The organism is Stutzerimonas sp. VN223-3 (genome assembly GCF_045999685.1).
GTDB classification, from domain to species: Bacteria; Pseudomonadota; Gammaproteobacteria; order Pseudomonadales; family Pseudomonadaceae; genus Stutzerimonas; species Stutzerimonas stutzeri_AR.
On record NZ_RBEC01000002.1, the window covers coordinates 1,352,944 to 1,376,352 of the forward strand.

The following is a 23,409-nucleotide window of genomic DNA, read 5'->3' on the forward strand; positions in this document are numbered from 1 at the left end:
GGCCTATGCTGAACTCACCGGGCACGCTTACACGGTAATGGCAGGGGCACGCTTCGTCCGACGCGGATTGGGCGTATCATTGCCGGCGTTTCAATGCGAGCAGGAGAGAGTCGCAATGCAAGGTCAGCCACAAGTCATCGAATATCTGAAAGAACTGCTGCGTGGAGAGCTGGCCGCGCGCGACCAGTATTTTCTGCACTCGCGTATGTATGCCGATTGGGGTTTCAGCAAACTCTACGAGCGAATCAATCACGAGATGGAGGAGGAAACCCAGCACGCCGATGCGTTGCTGCAACGCATCCTGTTCCTCGAAGGCACGCCCGATATGACGCCCGAGGCGATAAACGCAGGACATACCGTGCCGGAGATGCTGCGCAGCGATCTGGCGCTGGAGTACAAGGTTCGTGAAGCCCTCGCCAAAGGCATGGCGCTGGCCGAGCAGCAGGGCGATTACCAGACGCGCGATATTCTGGCGCTGCAGTTGATGGATACCGAAGAAGATCACGCCTACTGGCTGGAGCAGCAGCTCGGACTGATCGACCGCATCGGTTTACAGAACTATCTGCAGTCGCAGGCGTGAAAGCATCTAAGCTTCAGCCATAAGCTACAAGTTGAAACAGACATCTCTACTACCGTTATAAGCCAGCAAACCAGCTGCCGCTCAACCGCACCCGCCGGACTCCAGGCCCTTCAGAATTGGGCAATCCGGGCGGTCATCGCCGTGGCAGGTATCGACTAGCTCCTGCAATGTGTCGCGCAGACCTACCAGCTCGGCGATCTTCTGGGTCAACGCGTCGATGTGCGAACCAGCCAGCGCCTTCACATCGGCGCTGGCACGCTGGCGGTCCTGCCAGAGCGTGAGCAGCTTGCCCACTTCTTCCAGCGAAAAGCCCATATCGCGTGAGCGCTTGATGAAGGCGAGGCGGTGCAGGTCTTCCTGGGCATAGTGACGATAACCGTTGGCGCTGCGTCCGGCGGGGCTGATCAGGTCGATGGATTCGTAGTAGCGAATCATCTTTGCCGACAGGCCGGTGTTCTTCGCTGCCTGACCAATATTCATGCTGTCTCCAATTCTTTGCAGGGGTCGAGGTTGCATCCGTTTAACGTGGCCTCGTTGCGATGGGTACATCTGCTACCGCTCCGGTTTCCAGCGCTTGAGCAGCAGCGCATTGCTGACCACGCTGACGCTCGACAGCGCCATCGCCGCGCCGGCCATCACCGGGTTAAGGAAGCCCAAGGCTGCAAGCGGAATGCCCACCAGGTTATAGATGAACGCCCAGAACAGATTCTGCTGGATCTTGCTATACGTGCGCCGACTGATCTCCAGCGCCGCCGGTACCAGTCGCGGATCGCCGCGCATCAGGGTGATGCCGGCGGCGTGCATGGCCACGTCTGTGCCGCCGCCCATGGCGATGCCGACGTCGGCTGCGGCCAATGCCGGCGCATCGTTGATGCCGTCGCCGACCATCGCCACCACCGCGCCACCTTTCTTCAGTTCGACGACCGTTGCGGCTTTGTCCGCAGGCAAGACCTCGGCATGCACGCTGTGGATCTGCAGCGCCTCCGCCACCACACGGGCACTGCCGCGGTTGTCGCCGGTGATCAGGTGGCTTTCGATATTTCTCGTGTTCAGCGCGGCGATTGCGTCCGCCGCGCCGTCCTTGAGGCTATCGCCGAAAGCGAACAGGCCAAGCACACGCGGCTGCGGAGCCGTCTCGATCAGCCAGGACAGGGTGCGCCCTTCGGCTTCCCAGGCCTGCGCCTGCTCAGTGAAATCGCCTGGCTGAAGGCCGTTATCGTCCAGCAGCCGCCGGTTGCCCAGGACCAGCGAACGGCCGTCTAGATCACCAGCGATGCCGCGCCCGGTCAGCGATTGGCTCTGCTCTACATCAGGCACGTCCAGCCCGCGCTCTTCGCAGCGGTCCAGTACTGCCCGCGCCAGCGGATGCTCACTGCCGCGTTGCAGCGCACCGGCCAGCTGCAGCAGCGCGGCCTCATCGCCATCGTTTGCATGAAGATGCACGATTCGTGGCTTGCCTGAGGTCAGGGTGCCGGTCTTGTCGAAGGCTACCGCCGTGACAGCGTGAGCGACTTCCAGCGCCTCGGCGTCCTTGATCAGAATGCCGTAACGCGCCGCCACGCCAGTTCCGGCCATGATCGCCGCCGGGGTGGCGAGCCCGAGGGCGCAGGGGCAGGCGATCACCAGTACCGCGACCGCGTTGATCAGCGCGACTTCCGCCGACGCGCCGGCCAATAGCCAGCCGATCACCGTGCATACCGCGATCACCAGCACTGCCGGGACGAACACCTGGCTGACCTTGTCGACCAATTTCTGGATCGGCGCCTTGGCGGCCTGGGCGTCTTCGACCAGACGGATGATGCGCGCCAGCACCGTCTCGCCACCCAGCGCGGTGGTGCGTACCAACAGCCGCCCCTCACCATTGATAGCGCCGCCGGTGATGCGGTCGCCGGGAGCTTTGGCAACCGGCAGGCTCTCGCCGCTGATCAACGCCTCGTCGGCCTGACTTTCGCCGTCGACCACCTCGCCATCGACCGGAAAGCGCTCGCCGGGCTTCACCAGCACCAAGTCATCCAGCCGCAGCACAGCGATCGCGACATCCTCTTCGCGACCGCCGACGACCCGCACCGCTCGATCGGGACGTAGCGCTTCAAGGGCGCGGATGGCGGCACTGGTCTGGCGTTTGGCGCGGCTCTCTAGATACTTGCCGAGCAACACCAGGGCGATGACGACTGCCGATGCCTCGAAGTACAAATGCGGCGTTTGGCCGGCAGACGCGACCCACCATTGGTAGAGGCTCAAGCCGTAGCCGGCGCTGGTGCCGATAGCGACCAACAAATCCATGTTGCCGGCGCCGGCCCGTACCGCCTTCCAGCCGGCGATGTAGAAGCGCGCTCCGAGGATGAACTGCACCGGCGTCGCCAGCAGGAATTGCACCCAGGGCGGCAGCATCCAGTGCTGATCGAACAGCTCGCCAAACATCGGCACTACCAGCGGCGCAGCCAGCAGCAGCGCGGCGATGACCGCCCAGCGCTCGTGACGCAGACGGCGCTCGGTATTGTCTGAGGTTGGCTGTTCCGAATGGCTGGCCTGAGCCTTATAGCCGGCTGCTTCGACCGCCTGGAGCAATACCGCCGAATCGACCGCGCCAAGCACCTCGATATGGGCGCGCTCGCTGGCCAGATTCACCGATGCACTACGCACGCCCGGCACTTTTAGCAGCGCCCGCTCGACCCGGCCTGCGCAACTGGCGCAGGTCATCCCGTCGATTGTCAGTTCTAGGGTCTGTACCGGCACGCCATATCCGGCGTTCTCCACGGCTTGTATCAGCCCGGCGAGATTGCCCTTGGCGGCTTCGATACGAGCTTGCTCGGCGGCCAGGTTCACGGCTGCGCGCTCTACACCGGGCACCTTCAGCAGAGCGCGCTCGACTCGTCCGGCGCAGCTGGCGCAGGTCATGCCGGTGATAGGCAGGGTGTAGGTTGAGCTGGACATCTTCACTCCCGATTAGCCTGTCAGCGATGATCAACCTTAACCCTATGGCAAGGTCAACCCCGGCGTCCCGTGCCGTATTTGAGCTGTTGGACGCTGTCCATGCGACAAAGTCGAGCTATCCGTAGGACAGTTAAAGGGCGTGTCGACGCAGACGTCAAAATGAGCGGTATGACTGGCGCATTGTGAGCGCGCTGTGACCACACGATCCGGTTGCGATGGCAATGCCAGCGTCGACATGATCTCGATGCTGGCGGGGTGCGGGTTGGGGCAAGACTCAGTGAGGCGGCAATACCTGAGTGATCGAGCAAAGAGGGGGCATCAGGTCCGGTAAGCGGATCGGCAGCAGAGAGACTGCCGCCTATCGCGCTCGGATCAGATAATGGGCGAGCTTTCCCAGTCTTTTGCCAGGCCACGGAAAATCGGGTCGATCAGCGCGGGGCCGTCGACTTCGGGGTCGAATATTGTCGGGTCACGGGTCCAGTCGCTGAACAAGCCAACTATCAATGCATGCAGCGTACGGGCGGCGAGTCGTGGGGTGACTCCGGGATTAAGGTGGCTGGCCGCGCTTTCCAGCAACTTTTCGCAGAGCTCGATGAACAGATTGATAAACGCATGGTGGCGCTCTTCGGCTTCACGCAGTTCTTCGGTGAACTCGCAGCGGTGAAGCAGGATGGTCATCACTCGTCGCTTTTGCTCATCGCGGCCCAACGAAGTGATGCCCTCGATGCAGAGCTCACGCAGCGCCCGCAAAGGTTGCTGTTGCGTGCAACTACAGAGGCGTTCAGCCATCTGCTCGGGCGGCAGGCGAACCTGATTGAGCATTTCATGAAACAGATGAGCCTTGTTCTGGAAGTGCCAATACACAGCGCCACGGGTAACGCCGGCATCGCGAGCGATCTGGTCGAGGCTGGTATGCGCCACCCCCTTGTCCAGGAACAACCGCTCGGCGGAAGCCAGTAGGGCAATGCGGGTCTTTTCGGCGTCTTCTTTGGTTCTTCGCATGTTTGAGCTACGGCAGCTTCTGGCTGCGTTAGGGCCCTGTCGGGCGTAGTGGTGTGCAGTTCGTCTTCAACTTCTGCAACTTTGGTTGTTTACAATCGTCTGTGTATGTAACAGCATCTTACCTTCTCTGTAAACGTTCGATCTCAGCCGCGACCTTGTCGTGCGCTGTGCATCTGCTTTTTTCCAGCTTGTGAGTTATCTCAATGCGCCTCCCGCTTCTCCTGATATTGGGCGCCCTCAGTGCCTTCGGCCCGCTGGCCATCGACTTTTATCTGCCCGCGTTTCCGGCAATGGCGCGAGATTTCGCCACCGATGCCGAGCATGTGCAACTGTCGCTGGCTGCTTACTTCATTGGGCTCGCATTCGGCCAGTTGGTCTATGGCCCCTTGGCTGATCGCTACGGGCGGCGCTGGCCGCTGCTGGTCGGCGTGACGCTGTTTACCCTGGCTTCTCTGGCGTGTTCCTTCGCGCCGACGCTGGACTGGCTAATCGCGGCGCGATTCGTTCAGGCGCTTGGTGGTTGCGCCGGGATCGTGGTGACGCGTGCAGTAGTGCGTGATAGCTGCGATCCGGTGCAGGCGGCCAAGGTGTTTTCCCAGCTGATGTTGGTGATGGGGCTGGCACCGATCCTCGCGCCGCTGGCCGGTGGCCTGTTGAATAACGCTTTTGGCTGGCAATCGATATTCATCTCGCTAACGGTCTTCAGTGCTGTCTGCGGCCTTGCGGTCGCGCTGTGGTTGCCGGAAACCCTTCCGGCGGATGCGCCGAAACACCACCTCGGCGGCACCCTTGGGCGTTATATCGAGCTGTTCCGTGATCGCGAATTCATCGCCTTCGCGCTCTGCGGCGGCGTGGCGATGGCCGGAATGTTCGCCTACATTGCCGGATCACCATTTGTTTTCATCGAACTTTATGGCGTGCCGGCCGAGCATTACGGCTGGCTGTTCGGCAGCAATGCGGCAGGCTTCATTCTGGTCTCGCAAATCAATGCGCGCCTGGTGCGGCTGCGTGGTCCGGGATTCTGGCTGCGACGTTTCGTCTGGTTCTATTCCGCCTGCGGTGCCGTGCTGCTGGTGGTCGCATTGAGCGAGCCCGATGCGCTCTGGCCGTTGCTGATTCCGCTGTTCATGGGCCTGGCGACCCTCGGCAGCATTCTGCCGAACGTGACCGCCTGTGCCATGGCGCGGCAAGGCCAGCAGGCTGGAATGGCCTCGGCGTTGATGGGCAGTCTGCAGTTCGGCATCGCTGCGGCTGCTTCGGCAGCGGTGGGTGCGTTGCACAACGGCACGGCGGTGCCGATGGCTTTTGTAATCTCCGTTTGCGCCCTGGTGGCTGCATGCCTGGCCTGGTACACAGGCCAGCAGATGGCTTCGCGACGGCCCGACGGCGGTGCGTCGTCTTAACGGTGAGCACAGCCTGTAGAGCGATTCAGAAGCCTTCGAGCACGATCTTGCCCTTGGCTTTGCCGCTTTCGATAAAGGCATGGGCGCGGCGCAAGTTCTGCGCGTTGATCCGCCCGTAGTGTTCGCCCAAGGTCGTCTTTAGCACACCGTTGTCGATTAGCTCGGCAACGCGGTTGAGCAACTGGTGCTGAGCGATCATGTCCGGCGTCTGGTACAGCGAGCGCGTGTACATAAACTCCCAGTGCAACGACAGGCTTTTGCGCTTGAGCAGGCTGATATCGAGGCTTGCTGGGTCGTCGATCAGCGCCAGCCGGCCCTGCGGTTGAAGAGCTTCGACGATTTGCGGCAAGTGCAGGTCGGTGTGGGTCAGACTGGCGACGTGAGTGACATCCGCGATGCCCAGGCGCTGCAGTTCATCGGCGAGCGGCTGGCTGTGATCGATCACCTCGTGGGCGCCGTGCTCACGGACCCACGCCTGGGTGTCGGGGCGCGAGGCGCTGCCGATCACCTTGAGCCCGGTCAGCTGGCGGGCCAACTGAGTAAGAATTGAACCGACACCGCCGGCGGCACCGACGATCAGCAGGCGTTGGTTTTGGTCTTCGGTTCCCTCGCTGATCTGCAGCCGTTCGAAGAGCAGCTCCCAGGCCGTAATCGAGGTTAGCGGTAGAGCCGCCGCTGCAGCGAAATCCAATGAAGACGGCTTGCGACCGACGATGCGTTCATCGACCAGATGCAATTCGCTGTTGGCGCCCGGACGATCCAGTGCCCCGGCATAGAACACCTCGTCGCCAGGCTTGAACAAGCTGACCTCGCTGCCCACCGCACGCACCACGCCTGCAACGTCCCAGCCGAGTACCTGATGTTGGCCGTCCTCCGGCTGCACGCGCATGCGGATCTTGGTATCCACCGGATTCACCGAAATCGCACGGACCTCGACCAACAGATCACGCGGCCCTGGCGTCGGCTCGGGCAGCTCGATATCCAGCAACGATTGTGGGTTATCGATGGGTAGGGATTGGCGGTACGCAATAGCTTTCATGTTGTTCCTTTGATGACGGTGCGAAGTGATGCCATGTTCGGCTTTTGTTGCGAAGAAAAACCTCATATTAGGCGACGCTCTTTCAACGAAATATTGAAAATGCTACGCACCGATGATCTGCAAATTTTCGTTCGCACCGCTGACCTGGGCAGCCTGTCCGCGGCGGCCCGCGCATTGGAGTTATCGCCAGCAGTAGCCAGTGCCGCGCTCAAGCGGCTGGAGGCGGAGCTGGGATGCCGATTGCTGGTGCGCTCCACGCGAAGCCTGCGCCTGACCGGTGAGGGTGAGCAGTATCTGGTGCACGCACGAGCCGCCTTGCAGAGCTTGAGCGAGGGCCAGCAGCTGCTGGCCGGTGGCAAGGCATCCATCAGCGGCCAGTTGCAGCTGGCCGCACCGTCTGATTTCGGCCGCAATGTGTTGTTGCCCTGGCTCGACGAGTTTCAGCGGCAGCATCCGCTGATCAGCCTGCGATTGCTCCTGGCAGACCGCAATGCCGATCTTTTCCGTCAGCCGGTAGATATCGCCTTGCGCTATGGCACGCCGGAAGATTCCAGTCTGGTGGCGCTACCGGTGGCGACGGCGAATCGACGTGTGCTGTGCGCCGCGCCAACGTATCTGGCGCGTCATGGCGCGCCGCGTCAGCTGAATGAACTGACCGAACATAACTGTCTGCGCTTCATGCTGGCCGGGCGTGTTCACGAGCGCTGGTGTTTTCATGACGGGCGCAGGGAGATGGTGCAGGTGGTAGCAGGCGATCGCATCAGTGACGACGCCGATGTGGTACATCGCTGGGCGTTGGCGGGGCACGGGCTGGTCTACAAGTCATGGCTGGATGTCGCTCAGGACGTGCAGGCCGGGCGGCTGACGGTACTGTTGCCGGCCCTGCTGGGAGAGCCGGCTCCGCTGAACTTGATCTGCGCGCATCGGGCTCACCTGGGCGAAACCCTGCGCTTGCTGCGCGAACACCTGATCGAGCGTTGCCGGGCGCTGATCGATCAGGCGCCGTTCATGCCTTGATCCGAGCCGCTGGAATCGGCTCGGATCGATTCAGTTGGCCAGGCGCGCGTCGAGGCTGTTCTGCGCCAGGCGCCGCGCCTGATCTTCGGTCATGCCCAGGCCGTCGTGCAGAGCCATGAAATTCTCGGTTACGTAACCGCCGAAATAGGCCGGGTCGTCGGAATTCACCGTGACCTTCACGCCTTGCTCCAGCAGTTGCAGGATGTTGTGCTGGCTCATGTCGTCGAACACGCAGAGCTTGGTATTCGACAACGGGCAGACGGTCAGCGGGATCTGTTCGTCGATCAGCCGAGCGATCAACTTTGGGTCTTCAGCGGCGCGAACGCCATGGTCGATGCGGCTGACTTTGAGCAGATCCAACGCCTCCCAAATGTATTCCGGTGGTCCTTCTTCACCGGCGTGAGCAACGGCAAGGAAGCCTTCGGCGCGGGCTTTGGCGAAAACGCGCTCGAATTTGCTCGGCGGGTGGCCGAGCTCAGAGCTGTCGAGACCTACCGCGAAAAAGGCATCGCGAAACGGCATGGCCTGTTCCAGCGTCTTGAAGGCTTCTTCTTCGGGCAGGTGGCGCAGAAAGCTGAGAATCAGGCCGCTGCTGATGCCGAGAAGCTTGCGACCGTCGGCCAGCGCGCCGCTGATGCCGCGCATCGCCACTTCGAACGGAATGCCGCGGTCTGTATGGGTTTGCGGGTCGAAAAAGGGCTCGGTATGGACCACGTTCTGCTCTTTACACTTCTGCAGGTAGGCCCAGGTTAGGTCGTAGAAATCTTGCTCGGTGCGCAGCACGTCAGCGCCTGCGTAGTAAAGATCGAGAAACTCCTGCAGGTTGCCGAAGGCATAGGCACCGCGTAGCGCATCGACGTCAGCCCAGGGCAGGGCAATCTTGTTGCGTTCGGCCAGTTTGAACAGCAGCTCGGGCTCCAGCGAACCTTCGAGGTGCAGGTGCAGCTCGGCTTTGGGCAAGGCATTGAGCCAGTCGTACATAGGAACCCCCCATCCGGAAGAAAAACTGCATTCTAACCATGTTGCCTGACCCCAGGGTCAACTTGACCGTTGCGTTTTGGCTGGACTGCAAGGTGGAACATCTCGACGCTGTGCAAAAAACGATCACAGCGGCCCACACCAAGGCCGACGCGCTTGAACACGCGCTTTCCAAAGGTTACCCACAATCTTTTCCACATGACTTGGGTATAAGTGGAGCCAGCTTGATAGCTTTAAACGCTATAGCATGATTAGTCGTTGATCAGGAAAAAAGCTTTTAAATCAATTATTTCTATACGGAAGATGGGGGTTTAGGCGGCTTAGATTTGCTCGGTCCTTTTAGCTACGTCACTGCTGGGGTCGGCGCGTTAATCCCACGGTTATCCACATAGCGATCCACATCAACAGTGGAAAACTTGCATATCGAAAAAAGCCATGCCCGACCGAGGTCGGGCATGGCTCATTAAGCGCGCCCCATGAAGGCACGCATGTCAGGTAGCGATCAATTCTTTGGTGCAGGAGCAGGCTCGACCGGCTCACCCATATCCGGCTCATCGTCCTCGGGCATGTTCACGTCGACGTCAGGTACGGTGACGGTCTTTTCCTCGGTACCAACGTCCACGTCCGGCGCATCCACATCGTACGCGGGCATTTTGCCGCCTTCGACTTCCACATCGGGTAGCGAGCCTTCCTCGGTTTTTTCGACATCGCAACCGGCCAGGCCTAGAGAAGCGAGCAATACAGCTCCTGGGATGAGCCACTTGTAATTGCTTTTCATGGTTGATTCCTCTTTCGCAACGGAAGGTGCGTTCGGCACTTCCACTCGTAGTTGGTCAGCGCCAAAACGCCGGCCCAACGGTAAGTGCCGTTGTATTAGGGACTTCTCCGGTAGCAGGCAGTTCCACGAGTTGAGGTGGTCAGGTGTCCAGCGAACGCAACTCACTGCGTCCACGGCTGATGTCTGCAAGCAATTGCTGCAGTCTTGGTTGTTGCGCTACAGGCAGTGCCAGCTGCAGTTCGGCGCCCTCCGCATCGAACGCCTCGCTCTCGATCAGGGCGTCGTATTCGCTCAGGCGTGCCTTGAGCAGTGCCAGTTCGGCGAAGCGGCAATGAAAGCTGCAGCGAACCCGCGATACCAGCTCGACGCGCTCGCCGGATTGCAGGCATTTAGCCGCCGCGCCGCCGTAGGCGCGGGCCAGCCCCCCAGTGCCGAGCTGAATGCCACCGAACCAGCGAATCACCACCACCACGACCCGGTCGCAATCCTGACCTTCAATGGCGGTGAGCATCGGCCGGCCCGCCGTTCCGCCGGGCTCACCGTCATCGTTGAAGCGATATTGATTTCCTATCTTCCAGGCCCAGCAATTATGTGACGCGCTGGCGTCGCTGACAGCGTCGATGAATGCCTGGGCGGCTTCCGGACTGGACACCGGCGCGGCTTTCGCCAGAAAGCGGCTCTTGCGGACGATTTCCTGGAATTCGCAAGGCGCGGCGAGGGTGAACGTCATAGGGCGGCATGAGTGCGGAGTGAACGGGCATTGTAACGGCGCCTTGTGTGTCCCGCTGGTGTGCGAGGTGCCGCCCGGTGGATCAGTCTGAACTTTAAGTCGCTCGGCACCCCCCAAACGAAAGACGCTCGCCGGGATGGCGACCCATACCCAACCGCAATCACCGAGGAGAACAGCGATGCTCAATTCCAAGTATCAGGCATGTATTCAGGCTTGTTCCAATTGCGCGCTGGTCTGTGAGACCTGCGCTGCGTCCTGCCTGCGCGAGGACGACGTGAAAATGATGGCTCGCTGCATCGAGCTGGACCGCGACTGCGCCGATATGTGCGCGATGGCTGCCGTGTTGATGACCCGTGACAGCGCCTATGCTCAAGCCTTTTGCAAACTCTGCGCACAAGTTTGCCGCCAGTGCGGCGAGGAATGCGGTAAGCATCAGATGGACCATTGCCAGGCTTGCGCCGAGGCCTGCCGCAAGTGCGCCGAAGAATGCGAGCGCATGGCCGCCTGATTCCATTCGGACCGAAAGGTCACGCTTCAGCAGTTGCATGACCTTTTGGGCAGCTTTTCCCAGATCGCCGGCAGCTCGGAACACGCCGAATACTGCCGGGAGCGTCACGTTGCGGTGTCCAACGAATTCAGGCGACCGCCTGATGCCAAGTGCCGAACGGGTCCGGCAGGCGCAGCCAGTGCTCCACGCCGAGATTCCACTCGGTATCGCTGAGCAGGCAATCATTAAGCTCGACGCGCAACTGATCGAAGTCGATGTGCTGCCCGATGAACACCAGTTCCTGGCGGCAATCGCCGCAGTCCTCGTGCCACTTGCTGCGGATCGCTGCGCGGCTGTCCTCGTCGTCCGGCCATTGTGCTTCGGGAGTGAAGCGCCACCAACGACCGGCGTAGTCGTAGCGCATCAGCCCGCCGGCCTGTGACCAGCTACCAGCCTCTTGCGGGCGGCTCGCCAGCCAAAAATAGCCCTTTGAACGCAAGAGCCGGCCATTGCTCCACTCGCGGTTGAGAAAGTCGTGGAAGCGTTGCGGATGAAACGGCCGTCGCGCCAGATAAGCGGTGGACGCGATGCCGTATTCCTCGGTTTCCGGCGCATGCTCGCCGCGCATTTCCCTGAGCCAACCCGGCGCCTCGGCAGCACGCTCGAAGTCGAAGCGGCCGGTGTTGAGGATCTTCACCAGCGGCACGCTACCCATACTCATCGGCAGAACCTCGGCATGGGTGTTCAAGCGGCCAAGGATGGCGGTGAGCTCTTCGCGTTCGGCGCTGGAGATCAGATCGACTTTGCTGATCAGGATGACATCGGCGAATTCCACCTGCTCGATCAGCAAGTCAGTGATCGAGCGCTGGTCATCGTCACCGAGGGTTTCGCCGCGGCTCGCCAGGCTTTCCGCTTCATGAAAATCGCGGAGAAAGTTCACCCCGTCGACCACTGTGACCATGGTGTCCAGCCGCGCCAGGTCGGAGAGGCTCTCGCCCTGGTCGTCGCGGAAGGTGAAGGTCTCGGCCACTGGCAAGGGCTCGGATATACCGGTGGATTCGATCAGCAAATAGTCGAAACGCCCTTCGCGGGCCAGCTTGCCGACCTCCTCCAGCAGATCCTCACGCAATGTGCAGCAAATGCAGCCGTTGCTCATTTCCACCAACTTTTCTTCGGCGCGGTTGAGGCTGACATCGCGCTGGACCTCGCCGCCGTCGATGTTGATTTCGCTCATGTCGTTGACAATCACCGCCACGCGGCGGCCTTCGCGATTCTTCAGGACGTGGTTGAGCAGAGTGCTTTTGCCGGCACCGAGGAAGCCGGACAGCACGGTTACAGGAAGGCGGTTCATGGTGATCTCTCAGGCCGTTCGTTGATGTTTTTCGCGTTGTTCCTGACGTTCTTTCGCTTCGATGCACAGCGTCGTGGTTGGGCGTAGCAGTAGCCGCTTCAGGCCGATGGGCTCGCCGGTTTCAGCGCACCAGCCGTACTCACCGCGCGCGATGCCATCGAGCGAGTCGTCAATCTTGTCGAGCAGCTTTTTCTCGCGTTCCAGCAAGCGCAGCTGCCACTGGCGCTGTTCCTCGGCGGTGCCGATATCGGATGGGTCGCTGCTGGGCTCCTGCTCGCGCAGCAGCTGGAATTCCTCGGCGATACGTGCCTGCAACTCCGCACGCTGGCGCAGCAGCAGGTCGCGGAAGAAGGCTTGCTGGGCTTCGTTCATATAAGCGTCGGCGGGTTGGACGAGGAGTTCGGCTTCGGTCATGGGGTGCTTGCGGACAGTGGTTATGTAGTAGTTATAACATAACAATTAGCTATTCGCGCAAGGCTTCATCTCGAAGGCAGGCAGCTTGGATAGGGACTGAAAGGAGTATTCGCACTGCAGCTACGCGAATTTGGTGTAGCGAGGGCACAGGATCATGTTCCGTGAGGACGTTAGTGATCAGCCCACCGCACAATGGCACCGCTCCGGTGGGCTAAAGCCCACCCTACATGCAAGTCATACCGGCGCACTTTGGCTGTCGTCAACGCGTTGCGCAGAAGCGCTACACCAACCGTTGGCCGACTGTGACAGGGATGCCGTGCCAGCCGGGTGTTGGCGTTACGCCGCTTGTTCCCCGTAACGCCTGCGTTGGTTTACGCCGGCTGGCGCTGCCGGTGGGCCTCTGCAATCTGGACCAGCACGACAAGCGTCACGATCGGCAAGAGCCCGATGTTGACTGCGGCCCAACCCGCCTGAGCGATGAGCGCGCCCGAGGCGAACGACATCACTGCGGCGACGCTGCCGTTGCTGAGTTCCATGAGGCCTTGTGCACGTGCTCGTTCTTGCGGCGCATGGCCGTGGCCCAGTTGGGTAGTGCCTGCTACCAGCATGAGGTTCCAGCCGATACCGAGCAGGCAGCTGCTGACCATGAAGTGCCAATGGCTGGCGCCGAGCAGGGCAACCATGGCGCTCGATATGAGCAAGCCACCGCCGAGACAGGCCACCAGCCGGCTGCCCAGCCTGTCCACCAACGGTCCGGCAACGAACGCCGGCAGGAACATTCCGAGCATGTGCCACTGGATCACCTGGCCGCTGGCCTGGAGATTCAGGCCTTCGCCATGCATCGCCAATGGCGTCGCGTTCATCACTAGCACCATCAGGCCGTGGCCGGCAGCGGTGGTCAGCACCGCTGCCCTGACGGTGGGGCGCGCGAGAAGCTCACGCCACGACACCGCCGAAGGGGTCGTCGACGAAGAGGCGACTTGCGAGGCGGCCATTCCACTGCCTGACGTCAGCCCAGCAAGAACGACGAGCCCCGTCGCAGCCAGCGCGGCGATTAGCAAGTAGGCGCCGGCGAACGGTACGGATACCAGGCTGCGTGCCGCCGTGCCGAGCGTCGGCGCCACCAGTGCGGCGACCACGCCACCGCCGATCACGCATGCCGCAGCCCGGCCCTTGAAGGCTTCGCCCACCGCTTCCAGCGCGGCAAAACGGTAGTACATCGCCGAGGCCTGATAGGCGCCGATCGGCAGCGCGCCGAGGCAGAGCAAGGTAAAGCTGTCGAACCAGAGCGATAGTGCGCTGACAAGACCGCCCGCCACGCCGGCCAGGGCTCCGAATAGAAAGCCGACCTTGCGGCCGCGCTGCTGCATGAGCCAGGCGATGGGCTGTAAGGCGAGCAGGCCGCCGAGCATCAGCAGCGCGAGTGGCAGGGTCGCCAAGCCCGCTGAAGGTGCCAGGCGAAGGCCGACGATCGAGGTGAGGATGATGCCGGTCATTGCGCAGGACCAGAACAGCGCCTGGGCGACGAACAAGCGGAAAACCTGGGCGTTGCTGAACAGAAGATGCATAAGGTCAATCCCGTGTTATGAGAAAGCAGGCACAGCCGCGCCGGGCTTGACGCCGGGCCTGTGGTCGAGAAGTGATGTCCGGCTGGGATTTCGATCAGCCGAAACGCTGAAAAAAGTCCCGAGGGCTCACCGAAAGGTGTTTCTGGAAGGTGCGTCTGAGATTTTCCGGGTGGCCGAAACCGGTTAAGCGCGCCACCGTCGCGATCGACACCTGTGCACTTAAAAGCAGGCTACGAGCGGCCTCCAGCCGCACTCGCTCGATATATTGCCCCGGTCCCATGCCCACTTCCTGGTTGAACAGGCGGCACAGGGTGCGCGGCGTCATGTGCGTCTGGTCGGCCAAGGCCTCTATGGAAAGATCGTCGCCCAGATGACCCGGTATCCATTCGAGCAGCGCGGCGAGACGGGCCACGGCGCCGGTCGGTGCGGCCAGCAGGGGACTGAATTGCGTCTGGCCGCCCGGTCGACGGAGAAACATCACTAGCCGCTGGGCGACCGAGAGAGCGAGTGCGCGGCCCAGATCCGCCTCGACCAACGCCAGCGCGAGATCGATGCCGGCGGTGACACCTGCAGAGCTGAACAGGTGGGCTGCTTCTGGATCCGCCGGGTCGTAGGTATGCAATCTGTCGCCTTGCACCTCTACGGCTGGGTATTCACCAAGGGCCTGTATATCGGCCCAATGGGTGGTCGCCTTGCGCCCATCGAGCAGTCCGGCTTCGGCCAGAATCAAGGCGCCGGAACACACCGATCCCAGGCGTCGCACATTCGGTTCGGCGCGGCGCAACCAGTCGAGCAACGGCCGGTTGCGCATCTGCAGCTCCACGCCCCTGCCTCCCGGTATCAGCAGCGTATCCAGCGCGACTGGATCGGTACTGGCCCACTCGACGTCGGCGACCAGCTTCAGCCCCGCGGAGGTCGAGCAGGGACCGGGCTCTTCGCCAATCAGCAGAAGTTCGTAACAGGGCGGCAGACCTTGTCGTTGGCGCTCGACATTGGCCGATGCGAACACCTGCATCGGGCCGGTGACATCAAGGCTCATGACATCCGAATAAACCAGGCAGGCGATGGTGCGGGTGGCGTCCATGGTGCACCTCAACAGGAAAGTGAGTGCAGTGTGCGACGGCGGTGCCATTGTCACAATGACAAGGTTCGCACAGATCTTGCCACTGCTGACGTTCGCTTCTGCCGCATTATGTGCCGGTCACCTACGCGCCAAGCCGAACACGGATGAAATGAGTCTGGTCGGCGTAACCGCGTACCTGCGCCATGCTCACCGGCCCGATGCGCCACCCGTGTAGGAGCGAGCTTGCTCGCGAAGCTTTAGAGCATCGTCAGCAAGCTAACTCCTACGGGGCAACAGGGGTGCCGGCGTCCGCTTTCTCTTAACAGAGCGGCGTATGGCTTTAGATGCTAGCGAAGCGCCTCAACGCTTTACCGTCCCAAGCCGTATGAAGCGCGTTTCGCCGCTGATGTCTTCCACGCCGTCCTTGCGGGTCGGTGTTCTTATGCGGGCCTCGGCATCGTATTTGGGGTTAGCCAAAACACGCTAGGCGGGGATTGTTACGAGTGAGTGACGGGATGCTGGGCCGCGCTTAGACGAGGTGATCGTGCTGCGTGTTCGCTTAACGCCGGGCGAGTCGCTCAAGGCCCGTGGCGACAAGCCAATAGACTGCAAACCAGGCCAAGGCCGAGAGAAGCCAACCCAGGAAATTGGGTGATGACATTCCCCAGCCGCTTAAACCGCCATTCTGCAAAACAGGCAAACCGGCTTGATGCAGGAGATACGGGACCATCACCGCGGTAATTCCGAAGGCCTCGAATGGCGTCCCTTGAAACGCTGTCGTGAACACCGCAAGCGCCAATATCAAGCCATGTAGAAGGCAGCTGGCGAGCCAAATCCAAAAGATGCGGTGCCTCATCGCCTGGCTCATCGGTCAGCCTGTCTCAGTCGTACTCAGCATGCTGAGGCAAATCATCCGTGATTTGAAACCACGGCGCTTTGCTGTCGACAAATACGTGGCGCTGCGCTTTTACCCCTGGGTTGGTATCGAGCGTTCCGAGTGGGAAACCGTACACCTCGGGGTGGGCGTCGAATTTTGTGTACAGGCTAGAGCCGCAGTTCGAGCAGAACCCTTTGTGCTCGCCTGGGGATGACTCATAGAACTTGATCAGCTCTTGGCCGGTGACGGTTTTCCAGTCCGCCGAGCGCACCTTGGCGCGAGTTCTGAAAGCAGAAGCATGCAGCTTTCGGCACATTGAACAATGACAGTTCAGAACGTCCGTGAGGGGACCATGTATCTCGTATCGGATGCCGCCGCAGAGACAACTGCCTGCTTGCTTCATTGATTCGCCTTCCTTGATAACGATTGGTCAATCAGCCTGTGCATTCGAACTGCAAACAGGGCAGCCATGGCACGTGCCGAGGTGTCCATGGCGGCTGTGTAGACCGCTGCAAGCGGGCTCGATCCGCATGGTTTTCGGCGATATGTACAGGAGCGGGTCGAGCCTGTCGAGGGGAGGTTGGAGGCCAAAGGGAGCGGATATTTAGCGCGTCGCTTCACCGGCTAAATAACCTTTCCCCGTGTACAGGGCGCTGGCTCTACTTCGGTTGAAGTTCGAGCAGACGACCGCCGTCCCCGTCTTCCAGCAGCCAGAGGCTGCCGTCCGGGCCTTGTTCGACTTCGCGTATGCGTGCGTCCATGTCGTAGCGTGCCGCCTCGGTGGCTTCTTCGCCATCCAAGGTGATGCGCAGCAGGCCCCTGGCTGAAAGGCCGCCAATGAATGCGTCGCCTCTCCAATCGGCGAACCGCTCACCGCTGTAGATCACGAGTCCGGCAGGGGAGATCACCGGCGTCCAGGCAATCTTGGGCGCGATGAACTCAGGGCGCGTGTCGTGATCGGGGATGGGCTTGCCACCGTAATGATCGCCGTTGGAAACCTCTGGATAACCGTAGTTGCCGCCCTTCTGGATCAGGTTGAACTCGTCGCCGCCTTCCGGTCCCATTTCGTGCTCCCACAAGCGACCTTGGGCGTCGAACGCAATCCCGAGTGGATTGCGATGCCCCAGTGACCAGATCTGCGCCGTCACGCCGCCCTGATCGGCAAACGGATTGTCGGACGGCACACTGCCATCCTCCTTCAGGCGGATGATCTTGCCGAGGGTGCTTTTCATGTCCTGTGCCGGCGTGAACTTCTGCCGCTCCCCAGAGGAAATCCAGAGCTTGCCGTCCGGGCCGAACGCGAGGCGATGCCCATAATGCCCGCCGCCGGACACCTTGGGCGTCTGCCGCCAGATCACTTTCAGATCGGAAAGCGAGCCGCCGCCAGCGCCCAGCTCAAGCGTTGCGCGCGCGACGGCCGCGCCACGGTTGCCGCCGTCACCTTTTTCGGCGTAGCTGATGTAAACGACACGATTCTGCGCATAGTCCGGGTGAAGGATGACGTCGCCAAGCCCACCCTGGCCGCCATACGCCACGTCGGGTACGCCGCCTATCTCATGCGCCTCGCCCGTTTTCACATCGACGTGCTTGAGCACGCCGCGTTTTTCCGTGACGAGCGCCGTGCCGTCCGGAAGAAAGGTCATGGCCCAGGGTTCGGAGAAGGTGGCGCGAGGTGTTGCGCTGAATGGCCATTGAGCCCTGTCAATGGCCTCAGGCGCTGCGTAGCTGGCGAGCGAGGCGAACCCTAGTGCGAGTGCGCTGAGCGGATAACTCTTCATGACTGTCCTCCCGTCGAATCAGACCTTCGACCTTACTGCGCACCGCCCAGGAAAATGACTCCAATTTTGTTACCTGAGGCGTCAGCGGAAGTGGTCCATGCCTGTGCTAGCTGGTCCGCAGATCGTCAAGACCCATGAAGCGCAGCACAACGTCGTTATCACCGGATCCGGTGTCTTGGAAGGTTAGACCGTTCCATATTGCGCGACCTAACGTTTGGTTAAGAAACGGGCTTTGGCCCGTCCCAGTGAGCGAGGTGAACGATTTGAACCAACTGCTAGACGCGCCTTTGATCGCATGCTGGTATGCGCATACCATATGCGCGTCAAGGCCCGGAAGGAAATGCTCATGCTCGCCTACAACCCCAATGCGCCCAAACGGGCTGCCAACCTCAGCGTTAACGGTGACCTACTCAGTAAAGCCAAGGATTTGGATATCAACCTCTCCGCGACATTGGAGCAGGCTCTGGCCGAGGCCCTGAGGAAGAAACAGCGCGAGCAATGGCTGGCAGAAAACCGCAAAGCCATAAATGCCTACAACGAACACGTGGAAGCCCACGGGGTGTTCAGTGACGACCTACGGAGCTTCTGATGCCTCAGTTCGCCGTTCACAAGAACACCAACGCAGCCACCAAGACTGCCGTGCCCTTCCTGCTCGATGTGCAAAGCGACTTAATTGCCGAACTCGGCACGCGGGTCGTAGTGCCTCTCTACACGGCTACTGCCATGAAGGGGAAAACTCTCAGAACCCTCACTCCAACGTTTGAAATTGACGACAAGCAATACGTGATGGTGACCCCGCAACTGGCCGGTATTGCGAGAAAACAACTCGGTACCCAAGTTGCCGACCTCTCAGCACAACGCAATGAAATAATTGCTGCACTTGATTTGCTTATCACCGGCATCTGATAGGAGCGTTCAACGTTTGGTTAAGGGGCGGACTTTAGCCCGTCCCAGTGATCGCAAAGACGGTTTGAACCAGTTGTGTTTCCTGCATTTCTGTCGACCCACGCAATGGATCAGTGCGTCGAGAAGCGCATACAGCGCGCGTTCATACGTGCGGTTGCTACATCCGGGGTGGCTAAGCTTGCACCCCGATATTTTGACGCACAGCTTCGCCACCGATTTGCTTGAGCCGCTTGATTGGCTTTCGAGCCGTATTTCGTAGCGAGTAACCTGCCGGGTAATATGCCGAAGCAGCCGATCACGTGGATCGTTGGCTGCTTCGAGCGTCAGTCGAACATCACTGAGTTCGGGTCACCCGCCACACAGTATTCGCCAGATCGTCAGCGACGATCAGCGCACCGCTCGGGTCGACGGTTACACCGACCGGCCGCCCACGAGTCTTCGCGTCGGAGGTCTGAAAGCCTGTTACGAAGTCCACCGGCTCCCCGGATGGGCGACCGTTGCTGAACGGCACGAAGACGACCTTGTAGCCGGACGGGCTCTCGCGGTTCCAGCTGCCGTGCTCACCGACGAACACGCCTTCAGCAAACTGCTCGCCCATGACCGGCGAGGAGAAGTCCAGGCCGAGCGCGGCGACGTGGGGCCCTAGCGCGTAGTCCGGCTTTATCGCCGCGGCGACAAGGTCAGGGTTCTGCGGTCGCACACGATCATCGACATTCTGGCCCCAGTAGCTGTAGGGCCAGCCGTAGAAGGCGCCTTCGCGTACCGACGTCAGGTAGTCGGGAACGAGGTTCGGCCCCAGTTCGTCCCGCTCGTTCACCACCGCCCACAGTTGGTCGGACCCGGGCTGTATCGCCAGCGCGGTCGGGTTACGCAGGCCGGTTGCGTAGGGCTTGTGGGCACCCGTCTCGGCGTCTATCTGCCAGACCAGGGCGCGATCGACTTCGGCCTCCATTCCGCGTTCGGTGATATTGCTGTTGGAGCCGATGCCGACGTAAAGGAAGCGTCCATCGGGGCTGACGGCCAGTGACTTGGTCCAGTGATGGTTGATCTCGGACGGAAGATCGGTGACTTTGGTCGGCGGGCCGCTGGCTTCGGTCTGACCCTCCTGATAATCGAAGCGTACCAGCGCGTCCTGATTGGCCACATACAGGTTGCCCTCGAACAGGGCCAGCCCGTAGGGCGCGTTGAGGTTCTCTGCAAACACGGTCTGTAGCTCATAGGTACCGTCGCCATCGGCATCTCGCAACAAAGTCAGACGGTTGCCACTTTTGACCGAGGTGTTGCCCTGCGCCTTGATATAGCCGGCGATCACATCCTTCGGCTTGAGCTTCGCGGCGTTGCCTCCCCGGCCTTCCGCCACGAGGATGTCGCCATTGGGCAAGACGAGCGTCTGGCGCGGGATCTTCAGATCGGTAGCAATCGCCGTGACGGCGTAGCCCTCCGGCACCGTCGGCTTCTCCTCGCCCCAGTTGGCCGGATCAGCGATTGTCATGCTGGGCAGCAGACCTCGCTGGGGCTCGGGGAGCTTGGGGTCGGCGCCGAGCGATTGAGCGATATTCTGATCCTCGCCACCGCATGCACTCAAAAACAACGCCACGGTCAGGACGGTTAGTGGGCTCGTGTGTTTCATGCTTTACCTCCTGCACGCAGATTGGTGAGGCCGATCCAGGTCGCCACGCAGGCCAGCACGGTGACTATCACCGATAGAACCAGGCCTGAGGGCATCGCTGCCCAGGCGTCCTTGGCGTGCTGGAGTGCATTGATGAAGCCCAGCACCCAAGTGGCCAGCAGGAGCAGAAGGTAAACCAGCGGCCGACCCTTTTTCTCCGTCGCTCGGGCCAGATTGACCAGCGCAAACAGTATCGCCAGCCCGCAGAAAACCAGGCCCCCCGCAATCAACCATGAGGAGAAATTGCTCCACTGAATCTCGTACGTGCGGTAGTAGGCGATATCACTCAGCATGGCGCCGAGAAACAGGGGGACGGTACCGGCAAGCAGCGTCCCGTGCAGCGGGTTCGGTACGTGGCGGGAGATGCTGTGCGTAGTGTGGTGAGTGCTGTGGGTGATAACGGTCACGGAGGCTTCCTCATCGCTGGGCGACCCTGGCCTGATGCCGTTGCGGATGCGCTAGCCCGCCGGGTTCGCTCTGAATGTGCATAAGAGGGGATCGTACCGCTGGGGAATTAGTTCACTCTCGTCTGTGTGCCTGGCCACCGGGAACGGAATGCTCAGAGCCTCCAAGTCGGCAGTGACTCCGTTATCGAAAGCAAAAGTTGCACGTTAATACTGGCTCCGAACAATTCGAAGAGACGTGCCTGCGGGCAAAGAGACGGGATACAGATTTGTTAAGGCAAGCAGCCTGGTTTCGATGAGCTACGCAATCGCAGTTCGACTACTCATCTGCAATTTGCGGCGCACTGAAGACCTTACTGTAGTAGCCCGACGGATCAAAACAGCAAACTCTCTTCTTTCCTGAGGCAAGCATGTCACACGCATCGTTGATCCGCTTCTCGCGCGTCTTTGCCTGCTTGGCGGAAATAACCCAATGAATCCAGTCGAGGCGGGCAACAGTGGTCGTGCCATCCCAGGTGGCCCGAGCCTCAGGGGAGGCCTCCAAAGCCTCAAGTAGATCAGCGGGGACGTCCGGTTCAGGCTCCAGCTCTACGGACACAATGTCAAATCGTGCGGTGTCACCAAAAGCGGCGCCTGAAGCTTCGATCAGCTCCTCATCGATCCGCAGCCAATGGCTTTTCTGACCATCCGGCTCGAGCAAGGCCCTGAAGCCTTGTCCATTAATAGTCCCGTCCACTGTTGCCCGACCGCGCCTCGGCAGCTTCGCGCTCGCCTCTCTAGGCAGGATCACGAACCCCCATGAGCTGCCGCTCCCCGGCTGTTTGGGGCGAAGCAATCGTGCATTGAACTGGGATCGTGTGTCCGCTTGCGTCATTTAAATCACCCGTACGTATGCGCCTAACGTTTAGGTTAACGGGTTGGCTTTTGCCCCCTCAGCGAGCGAAGCGAGCCATTGGATTCGTTTGTTAGGCAGGAAATGCTTGGATAACGTCAAGCTCCTCTGCGTAGGCTCGTGTGGCGCTTGTAGAAACTGCCGAATACCAACTAATACGTATGGCTCAGGGTTCCATGGTGCCTAACGGCGCACGTCAGCCGCGTGCGTCCTGCACGTCGCCTGCGCGCCTGTCAGGTGCGTCTACGCCCATGACTCTGAGTCTTTGCAGACCAAGTGAATGATTGATGCTGGGCTCGATACCCAAAATGCTTGAAACCCTTGCGGCAGCGGCTCGATTTCGTCGCAGCGGATCACCCCCGCCGCTTTGAGATGCTCTGAAGCAGCCGCGATGTCATTTGTGACTACCTCAAGCCAAGTCTCAGCCTGACTAATGCCAGGCACTTGGTCGATCCAGAGGTTGTTAGAACCAAACTCGAAGCCGACCGACGGAGCGTGCTTCGTTATTTCCTTCAGGCGAAGCACATCGCGATAGAACTGAACGGTAGCCTCATATAGATGAGGCGGCACTTTCATCGCAATATTGCGTCCAGCAGCGAAGTTTAGCTCTGTGCTCATATCGAGGCTCCCGAATATCTTGACGTTTGGTTAAAAGCGGGCTTTAGCCGGTCCCAGCGAACGAGCTGAGCGCTTTGAGGACATTGTTATGTGGCGTTGCCGCTAATGTAAATAGCTAAAGCGGTGCCTCCTAGAAGCAGCGTGGCAATGCCCGTAAAGCAAACAAGAAACCTCGTGATGGTTGTCGCCTCTTCATAACCGTGTATTCCAATTTTTGGTAATGAATTAAGGCTAATTGCCCGACAAACACACCAGCCAAGCCGCCAAGCAATTTCCTCGTAAAGAAATTCGAATATTAGCCAAGTAGACGCCCTGGCAAATAAATGTAGCAGCTTTATGATTAGTTTAAATGAGTGTTCTATGAGTTCATCCATGAAGTTGCCTTAAGTAAAATAACGCCAAGTTTATCCGTAGAACGGACTCGGCTTGCCGGCGGCGTGACTTTCAGTTGAGTGCCCGGTTAAGTGTTAGTCGGCTCATTAAAGAGAACCTTGTTAGAGAAAGGGTCCGTCACCGTAAAGCACCGATCACCCCATGGAGCATCCTCGATCACTGGCTTACTGAGTTTATATGGTTTAGATGTTACTTCGCGATAGAGCGAATCAAGGTCTTTTACATTGACGAAGACTTTGCTACCCGGCGTGCAGTCACCCGAATGTTCGCTTAGATGGAAGACAAGATTGCCTTTTGATACCTGCATGTATATTGGGAAATCGGCCTCAAAGCGATGCTCCCAATCCAGCTTCATACCTAGAAACCCCAAATAGAATTCCTTTGCTTTGTCTTCATCAAAAATTCGCAAAATGGGTATTGTTTGAAATTCCATGCTAGGTCCTTGATACATACCCGTGGACGCTGCTTGTGCGCCAGCTTGGGCGAGTTCGGGCGCGAGCCGGCCCGGACGGCCCGGCGCACTTTCTG

24 protein-coding genes are annotated in these 23,409 nt (G+C 60.2%); 6 read left to right on the top strand and 18 right to left on the bottom strand.

The window, feature by feature from the left end; all coding sequences use genetic code 11:
* Positions 1 to 115: 115 nt before the first annotated feature.
* A complete protein-coding gene (gene bfr / locus D7241_RS14875) occupies positions 116 to 580 on the top strand; it encodes a bacterioferritin (protein WP_255977077.1) in 465 nt (154 codons plus the stop codon).
* 81 nt (positions 581 to 661) lie between these two features.
* Here the strand turns inward: bfr and cueR are convergent, their stop codons facing one another.
* The 3 genes from cueR to D7241_RS14890 form a co-directional block, all read right to left on the bottom strand.
* The gene (gene cueR, locus D7241_RS14880) at positions 662 to 1,060 is read right to left on the bottom strand and encodes a Cu(I)-responsive transcriptional regulator (RefSeq protein WP_408102155.1); all 399 of its coding nucleotides are present in this window, start codon (positions 1,058 to 1,060) and stop codon (positions 662 to 664) included.
* 72 nt (positions 1,061 to 1,132) lie between these two features.
* Positions 1,133 to 3,514: a heavy metal translocating P-type ATPase gene (locus D7241_RS14885; RefSeq protein WP_408102156.1), complete on the bottom strand. Its 2,382-nt coding sequence runs from the start codon at positions 3,512 to 3,514 to the stop codon at positions 1,133 to 1,135.
* A gap of 372 nt (positions 3,515 to 3,886) precedes the next feature.
* The gene (locus D7241_RS14890; protein ID WP_255977070.1) at positions 3,887 to 4,516 is read right to left on the bottom strand and encodes a TetR family transcriptional regulator; all 630 of its coding nucleotides are present in this window, start codon (positions 4,514 to 4,516) and stop codon (positions 3,887 to 3,889) included.
* Between the two features lie 203 nt (positions 4,517 to 4,719).
* Here D7241_RS14890 and D7241_RS14895 point away from each other — a divergent pair, with 203 nt between their 5' ends.
* The gene (locus D7241_RS14895) at positions 4,720 to 5,919 is read left to right on the top strand and encodes a Bcr/CflA family multidrug efflux MFS transporter (protein WP_408102157.1); all 1,200 of its coding nucleotides are present in this window, start codon (positions 4,720 to 4,722) and stop codon (positions 5,917 to 5,919) included.
* A 25-nt stretch (positions 5,920 to 5,944) separates the two neighbouring features.
* Here the strand turns inward: D7241_RS14895 and D7241_RS14900 are convergent, their stop codons facing one another.
* Positions 5,945 to 6,958, bottom strand: a complete 1,014-nt coding sequence (locus tag D7241_RS14900) for a zinc-binding alcohol dehydrogenase family protein (protein WP_408102158.1) — start codon at positions 6,956 to 6,958, stop codon at positions 5,945 to 5,947.
* Positions 6,959 to 7,057: 99 nt separating this feature from the next.
* Between D7241_RS14900 and D7241_RS14905 the strand changes: the two genes are divergently transcribed.
* A complete protein-coding gene (locus tag D7241_RS14905; RefSeq protein ID WP_408102159.1) occupies positions 7,058 to 7,975 on the top strand; it encodes a LysR substrate-binding domain-containing protein in 918 nt (305 codons plus the stop codon).
* 30 nt (positions 7,976 to 8,005) lie between these two features.
* Here D7241_RS14905 and D7241_RS14910 read toward each other — a convergent pair whose 3' ends face one another.
* The 3 genes from D7241_RS14910 to D7241_RS14920 all read right to left on the bottom strand — a co-directional run bounded on the left by D7241_RS14910 (position 8,006) and on the right by D7241_RS14920 (position 10,461).
* On the bottom strand, positions 8,006 to 8,956 hold the full coding sequence (locus D7241_RS14910; protein WP_408102160.1) for an adenosine deaminase: 951 nt from the start codon (positions 8,954 to 8,956) through the stop codon (positions 8,006 to 8,008).
* Positions 8,957 to 9,455: 499 nt separating this feature from the next.
* On the bottom strand, positions 9,456 to 9,731 hold the full coding sequence (locus tag D7241_RS14915; RefSeq protein ID WP_408102161.1) for a hypothetical protein: 276 nt from the start codon (positions 9,729 to 9,731) through the stop codon (positions 9,456 to 9,458).
* A gap of 139 nt (positions 9,732 to 9,870) precedes the next feature.
* A complete protein-coding gene (locus tag D7241_RS14920; protein WP_408102162.1) occupies positions 9,871 to 10,461 on the bottom strand; it encodes an IMPACT family protein in 591 nt (196 codons plus the stop codon).
* Positions 10,462 to 10,639: 178 nt separating this feature from the next.
* Here D7241_RS14920 and D7241_RS14925 point away from each other — a divergent pair, with 178 nt between their 5' ends.
* Complete coding sequence (locus tag D7241_RS14925) at positions 10,640 to 10,969, top strand: four-helix bundle copper-binding protein (protein ID WP_408102163.1); 330 nt, start codon at positions 10,640 to 10,642, stop codon at positions 10,967 to 10,969.
* A gap of 127 nt (positions 10,970 to 11,096) precedes the next feature.
* Here D7241_RS14925 and zigA read toward each other — a convergent pair whose 3' ends face one another.
* The 6 genes from zigA to D7241_RS14955 all read right to left on the bottom strand — a co-directional run bounded on the left by zigA (position 11,097) and on the right by D7241_RS14955 (position 17,999).
* Positions 11,097 to 12,299 (bottom strand): zinc metallochaperone GTPase ZigA, encoded by a 1,203-nt coding sequence (gene zigA / locus D7241_RS14930; protein ID WP_408102164.1) that lies wholly within the window; start codon positions 12,297 to 12,299, stop codon positions 11,097 to 11,099.
* Between the two features lie 9 nt (positions 12,300 to 12,308).
* Positions 12,309 to 12,713 carry an RNA polymerase-binding protein DksA gene (gene dksA, locus D7241_RS14935; protein WP_408102165.1) on the bottom strand — a complete coding sequence of 135 codons (405 nt, stop codon included), beginning with the start codon at positions 12,711 to 12,713 and terminating at the stop codon, positions 12,309 to 12,311.
* A 371-nt stretch (positions 12,714 to 13,084) separates the two neighbouring features.
* The gene (locus D7241_RS14940) at positions 13,085 to 14,281 is read right to left on the bottom strand and encodes an MFS transporter (RefSeq protein WP_408102166.1); all 1,197 of its coding nucleotides are present in this window, start codon (positions 14,279 to 14,281) and stop codon (positions 13,085 to 13,087) included.
* A gap of 94 nt (positions 14,282 to 14,375) precedes the next feature.
* Positions 14,376 to 15,365 (bottom strand): GlxA family transcriptional regulator, encoded by a 990-nt coding sequence (locus tag D7241_RS14945; protein ID WP_408102167.1) that lies wholly within the window; start codon positions 15,363 to 15,365, stop codon positions 14,376 to 14,378.
* A gap of 860 nt (positions 15,366 to 16,225) precedes the next feature.
* A complete protein-coding gene (locus tag D7241_RS14950; protein WP_408102168.1) occupies positions 16,226 to 16,624 on the bottom strand; it encodes a GFA family protein in 399 nt (132 codons plus the stop codon).
* A gap of 256 nt (positions 16,625 to 16,880) precedes the next feature.
* On the bottom strand, positions 16,881 to 17,999 hold the full coding sequence (locus D7241_RS14955) for a PQQ-dependent sugar dehydrogenase (RefSeq protein WP_408102169.1): 1,119 nt from the start codon (positions 17,997 to 17,999) through the stop codon (positions 16,881 to 16,883).
* A gap of 346 nt (positions 18,000 to 18,345) precedes the next feature.
* Here D7241_RS14955 and D7241_RS14960 point away from each other — a divergent pair, with 346 nt between their 5' ends.
* Together D7241_RS14960 and D7241_RS14965 are read left to right on the top strand one after the other, a co-directional pair.
* Positions 18,346 to 18,588 carry a type II toxin-antitoxin system CcdA family antitoxin gene (locus tag D7241_RS14960; RefSeq protein ID WP_408102170.1) on the top strand — a complete coding sequence of 81 codons (243 nt, stop codon included), beginning with the start codon at positions 18,346 to 18,348 and terminating at the stop codon, positions 18,586 to 18,588.
* Positions 18,588 to 18,905 (top strand): CcdB family protein, encoded by a 318-nt coding sequence (locus tag D7241_RS14965; RefSeq protein WP_408102171.1) that lies wholly within the window; start codon positions 18,588 to 18,590, stop codon positions 18,903 to 18,905. Before D7241_RS14960 ends, D7241_RS14965 begins: the two co-directional genes overlap by 1 nt.
* A gap of 334 nt (positions 18,906 to 19,239) precedes the next feature.
* Here D7241_RS14965 and D7241_RS14970 read toward each other — a convergent pair whose 3' ends face one another.
* The 5 genes from D7241_RS14970 to D7241_RS14990 form a co-directional block, all read right to left on the bottom strand.
* A complete protein-coding gene (locus D7241_RS14970; protein ID WP_408102172.1) occupies positions 19,240 to 20,535 on the bottom strand; it encodes a PQQ-dependent sugar dehydrogenase in 1,296 nt (431 codons plus the stop codon).
* Positions 20,532 to 20,981 carry a DUF2231 domain-containing protein gene (locus D7241_RS14975; RefSeq protein WP_408102173.1) on the bottom strand — a complete coding sequence of 150 codons (450 nt, stop codon included), beginning with the start codon at positions 20,979 to 20,981 and terminating at the stop codon, positions 20,532 to 20,534. Before D7241_RS14975 ends, D7241_RS14970 begins: the two co-directional genes overlap by 4 nt.
* Before the next feature lie 316 nt (positions 20,982 to 21,297).
* On the bottom strand, positions 21,298 to 21,852 hold the full coding sequence (locus D7241_RS14980) for a YdeI/OmpD-associated family protein (RefSeq protein ID WP_408102174.1): 555 nt from the start codon (positions 21,850 to 21,852) through the stop codon (positions 21,298 to 21,300).
* 261 nt (positions 21,853 to 22,113) lie between these two features.
* Positions 22,114 to 22,488 carry a hypothetical protein gene (locus D7241_RS14985; RefSeq protein WP_408102175.1) on the bottom strand — a complete coding sequence of 125 codons (375 nt, stop codon included), beginning with the start codon at positions 22,486 to 22,488 and terminating at the stop codon, positions 22,114 to 22,116.
* Positions 22,489 to 22,948: 460 nt separating this feature from the next.
* Entirely contained in the window at positions 22,949 to 23,314 is a 366-nt protein-coding gene (locus tag D7241_RS14990) for a glyoxalase superfamily protein (RefSeq protein ID WP_408102338.1), read from the bottom strand.
* Positions 23,315 to 23,409 lie beyond the last annotated feature (95 nt).

What these genes read in the sequence shown, in the direction of transcription:
- D7241_RS14905 (WP_408102159.1), top strand. Translation starts at nt 7,058, where the DNA reads ATGCTACGCACCGATGATCTGCAAATTTTCGTTCGCACCGCTGACCTG.
- D7241_RS14915 (WP_408102161.1), bottom strand. Translation starts at nt 9,731, where the DNA reads ATGAAAAGCAATTACAAGTGGCTCATCCCAGGAGCTGTATTGCTCGCT.
- D7241_RS14925 (WP_408102163.1), top strand. Translation starts at nt 10,640, where the DNA reads ATGCTCAATTCCAAGTATCAGGCATGTATTCAGGCTTGTTCCAATTGC.
- D7241_RS14950 (WP_408102168.1), bottom strand. Translation starts at nt 16,624, where the DNA reads ATGAAGCAAGCAGGCAGTTGTCTCTGCGGCGGCATCCGATACGAGATA.
- cueR (WP_408102155.1), bottom strand. Translation starts at nt 1,060, where the DNA reads ATGAATATTGGTCAGGCAGCGAAGAACACCGGCCTGTCGGCAAAGATG.
- bfr (WP_255977077.1), top strand. Translation starts at nt 116, where the DNA reads ATGCAAGGTCAGCCACAAGTCATCGAATATCTGAAAGAACTGCTGCGT.
- zigA (WP_408102164.1), bottom strand. Translation starts at nt 12,299, where the DNA reads ATGAACCGCCTTCCTGTAACCGTGCTGTCCGGCTTCCTCGGTGCCGGC.
- D7241_RS14945 (WP_408102167.1), bottom strand. Translation starts at nt 15,365, where the DNA reads ATGGACGCCACCCGCACCATCGCCTGCCTGGTTTATTCGGATGTCATG.
- D7241_RS14900 (WP_408102158.1), bottom strand. Translation starts at nt 6,958, where the DNA reads ATGAAAGCTATTGCGTACCGCCAATCCCTACCCATCGATAACCCACAA.
- D7241_RS14940 (WP_408102166.1), bottom strand. Translation starts at nt 14,281, where the DNA reads ATGCATCTTCTGTTCAGCAACGCCCAGGTTTTCCGCTTGTTCGTCGCC.
- D7241_RS14965 (WP_408102171.1), top strand. Translation starts at nt 18,588, where the DNA reads ATGCCTCAGTTCGCCGTTCACAAGAACACCAACGCAGCCACCAAGACT.
- dksA (WP_408102165.1), bottom strand. Translation starts at nt 12,713, where the DNA reads ATGACCGAAGCCGAACTCCTCGTCCAACCCGCCGACGCTTATATGAAC.
- D7241_RS14985 (WP_408102175.1), bottom strand. Translation starts at nt 22,488, where the DNA reads ATGAGCACAGAGCTAAACTTCGCTGCTGGACGCAATATTGCGATGAAA.
- D7241_RS14955 (WP_408102169.1), bottom strand. Translation starts at nt 17,999, where the DNA reads ATGAAGAGTTATCCGCTCAGCGCACTCGCACTAGGGTTCGCCTCGCTC.
- D7241_RS14885 (WP_408102156.1), bottom strand. Translation starts at nt 3,514, where the DNA reads ATGTCCAGCTCAACCTACACCCTGCCTATCACCGGCATGACCTGCGCC.
- D7241_RS14920 (WP_408102162.1), bottom strand. Translation starts at nt 10,461, where the DNA reads ATGACGTTCACCCTCGCCGCGCCTTGCGAATTCCAGGAAATCGTCCGC.
- D7241_RS14970 (WP_408102172.1), bottom strand. Translation starts at nt 20,535, where the DNA reads ATGAAACACACGAGCCCACTAACCGTCCTGACCGTGGCGTTGTTTTTG.
- D7241_RS14990 (WP_408102338.1), bottom strand. Translation starts at nt 23,314, where the DNA reads ATGGAATTTCAAACAATACCCATTTTGCGAATTTTTGATGAAGACAAA.
- D7241_RS14960 (WP_408102170.1), top strand. Translation starts at nt 18,346, where the DNA reads ATGCTCGCCTACAACCCCAATGCGCCCAAACGGGCTGCCAACCTCAGC.
- D7241_RS14895 (WP_408102157.1), top strand. Translation starts at nt 4,720, where the DNA reads ATGCGCCTCCCGCTTCTCCTGATATTGGGCGCCCTCAGTGCCTTCGGC.
- D7241_RS14910 (WP_408102160.1), bottom strand. Translation starts at nt 8,956, where the DNA reads ATGTACGACTGGCTCAATGCCTTGCCCAAAGCCGAGCTGCACCTGCAC.
- D7241_RS14890 (WP_255977070.1), bottom strand. Translation starts at nt 4,516, where the DNA reads ATGCGAAGAACCAAAGAAGACGCCGAAAAGACCCGCATTGCCCTACTG.
- D7241_RS14980 (WP_408102174.1), bottom strand. Translation starts at nt 21,852, where the DNA reads ATGACGCAAGCGGACACACGATCCCAGTTCAATGCACGATTGCTTCGC.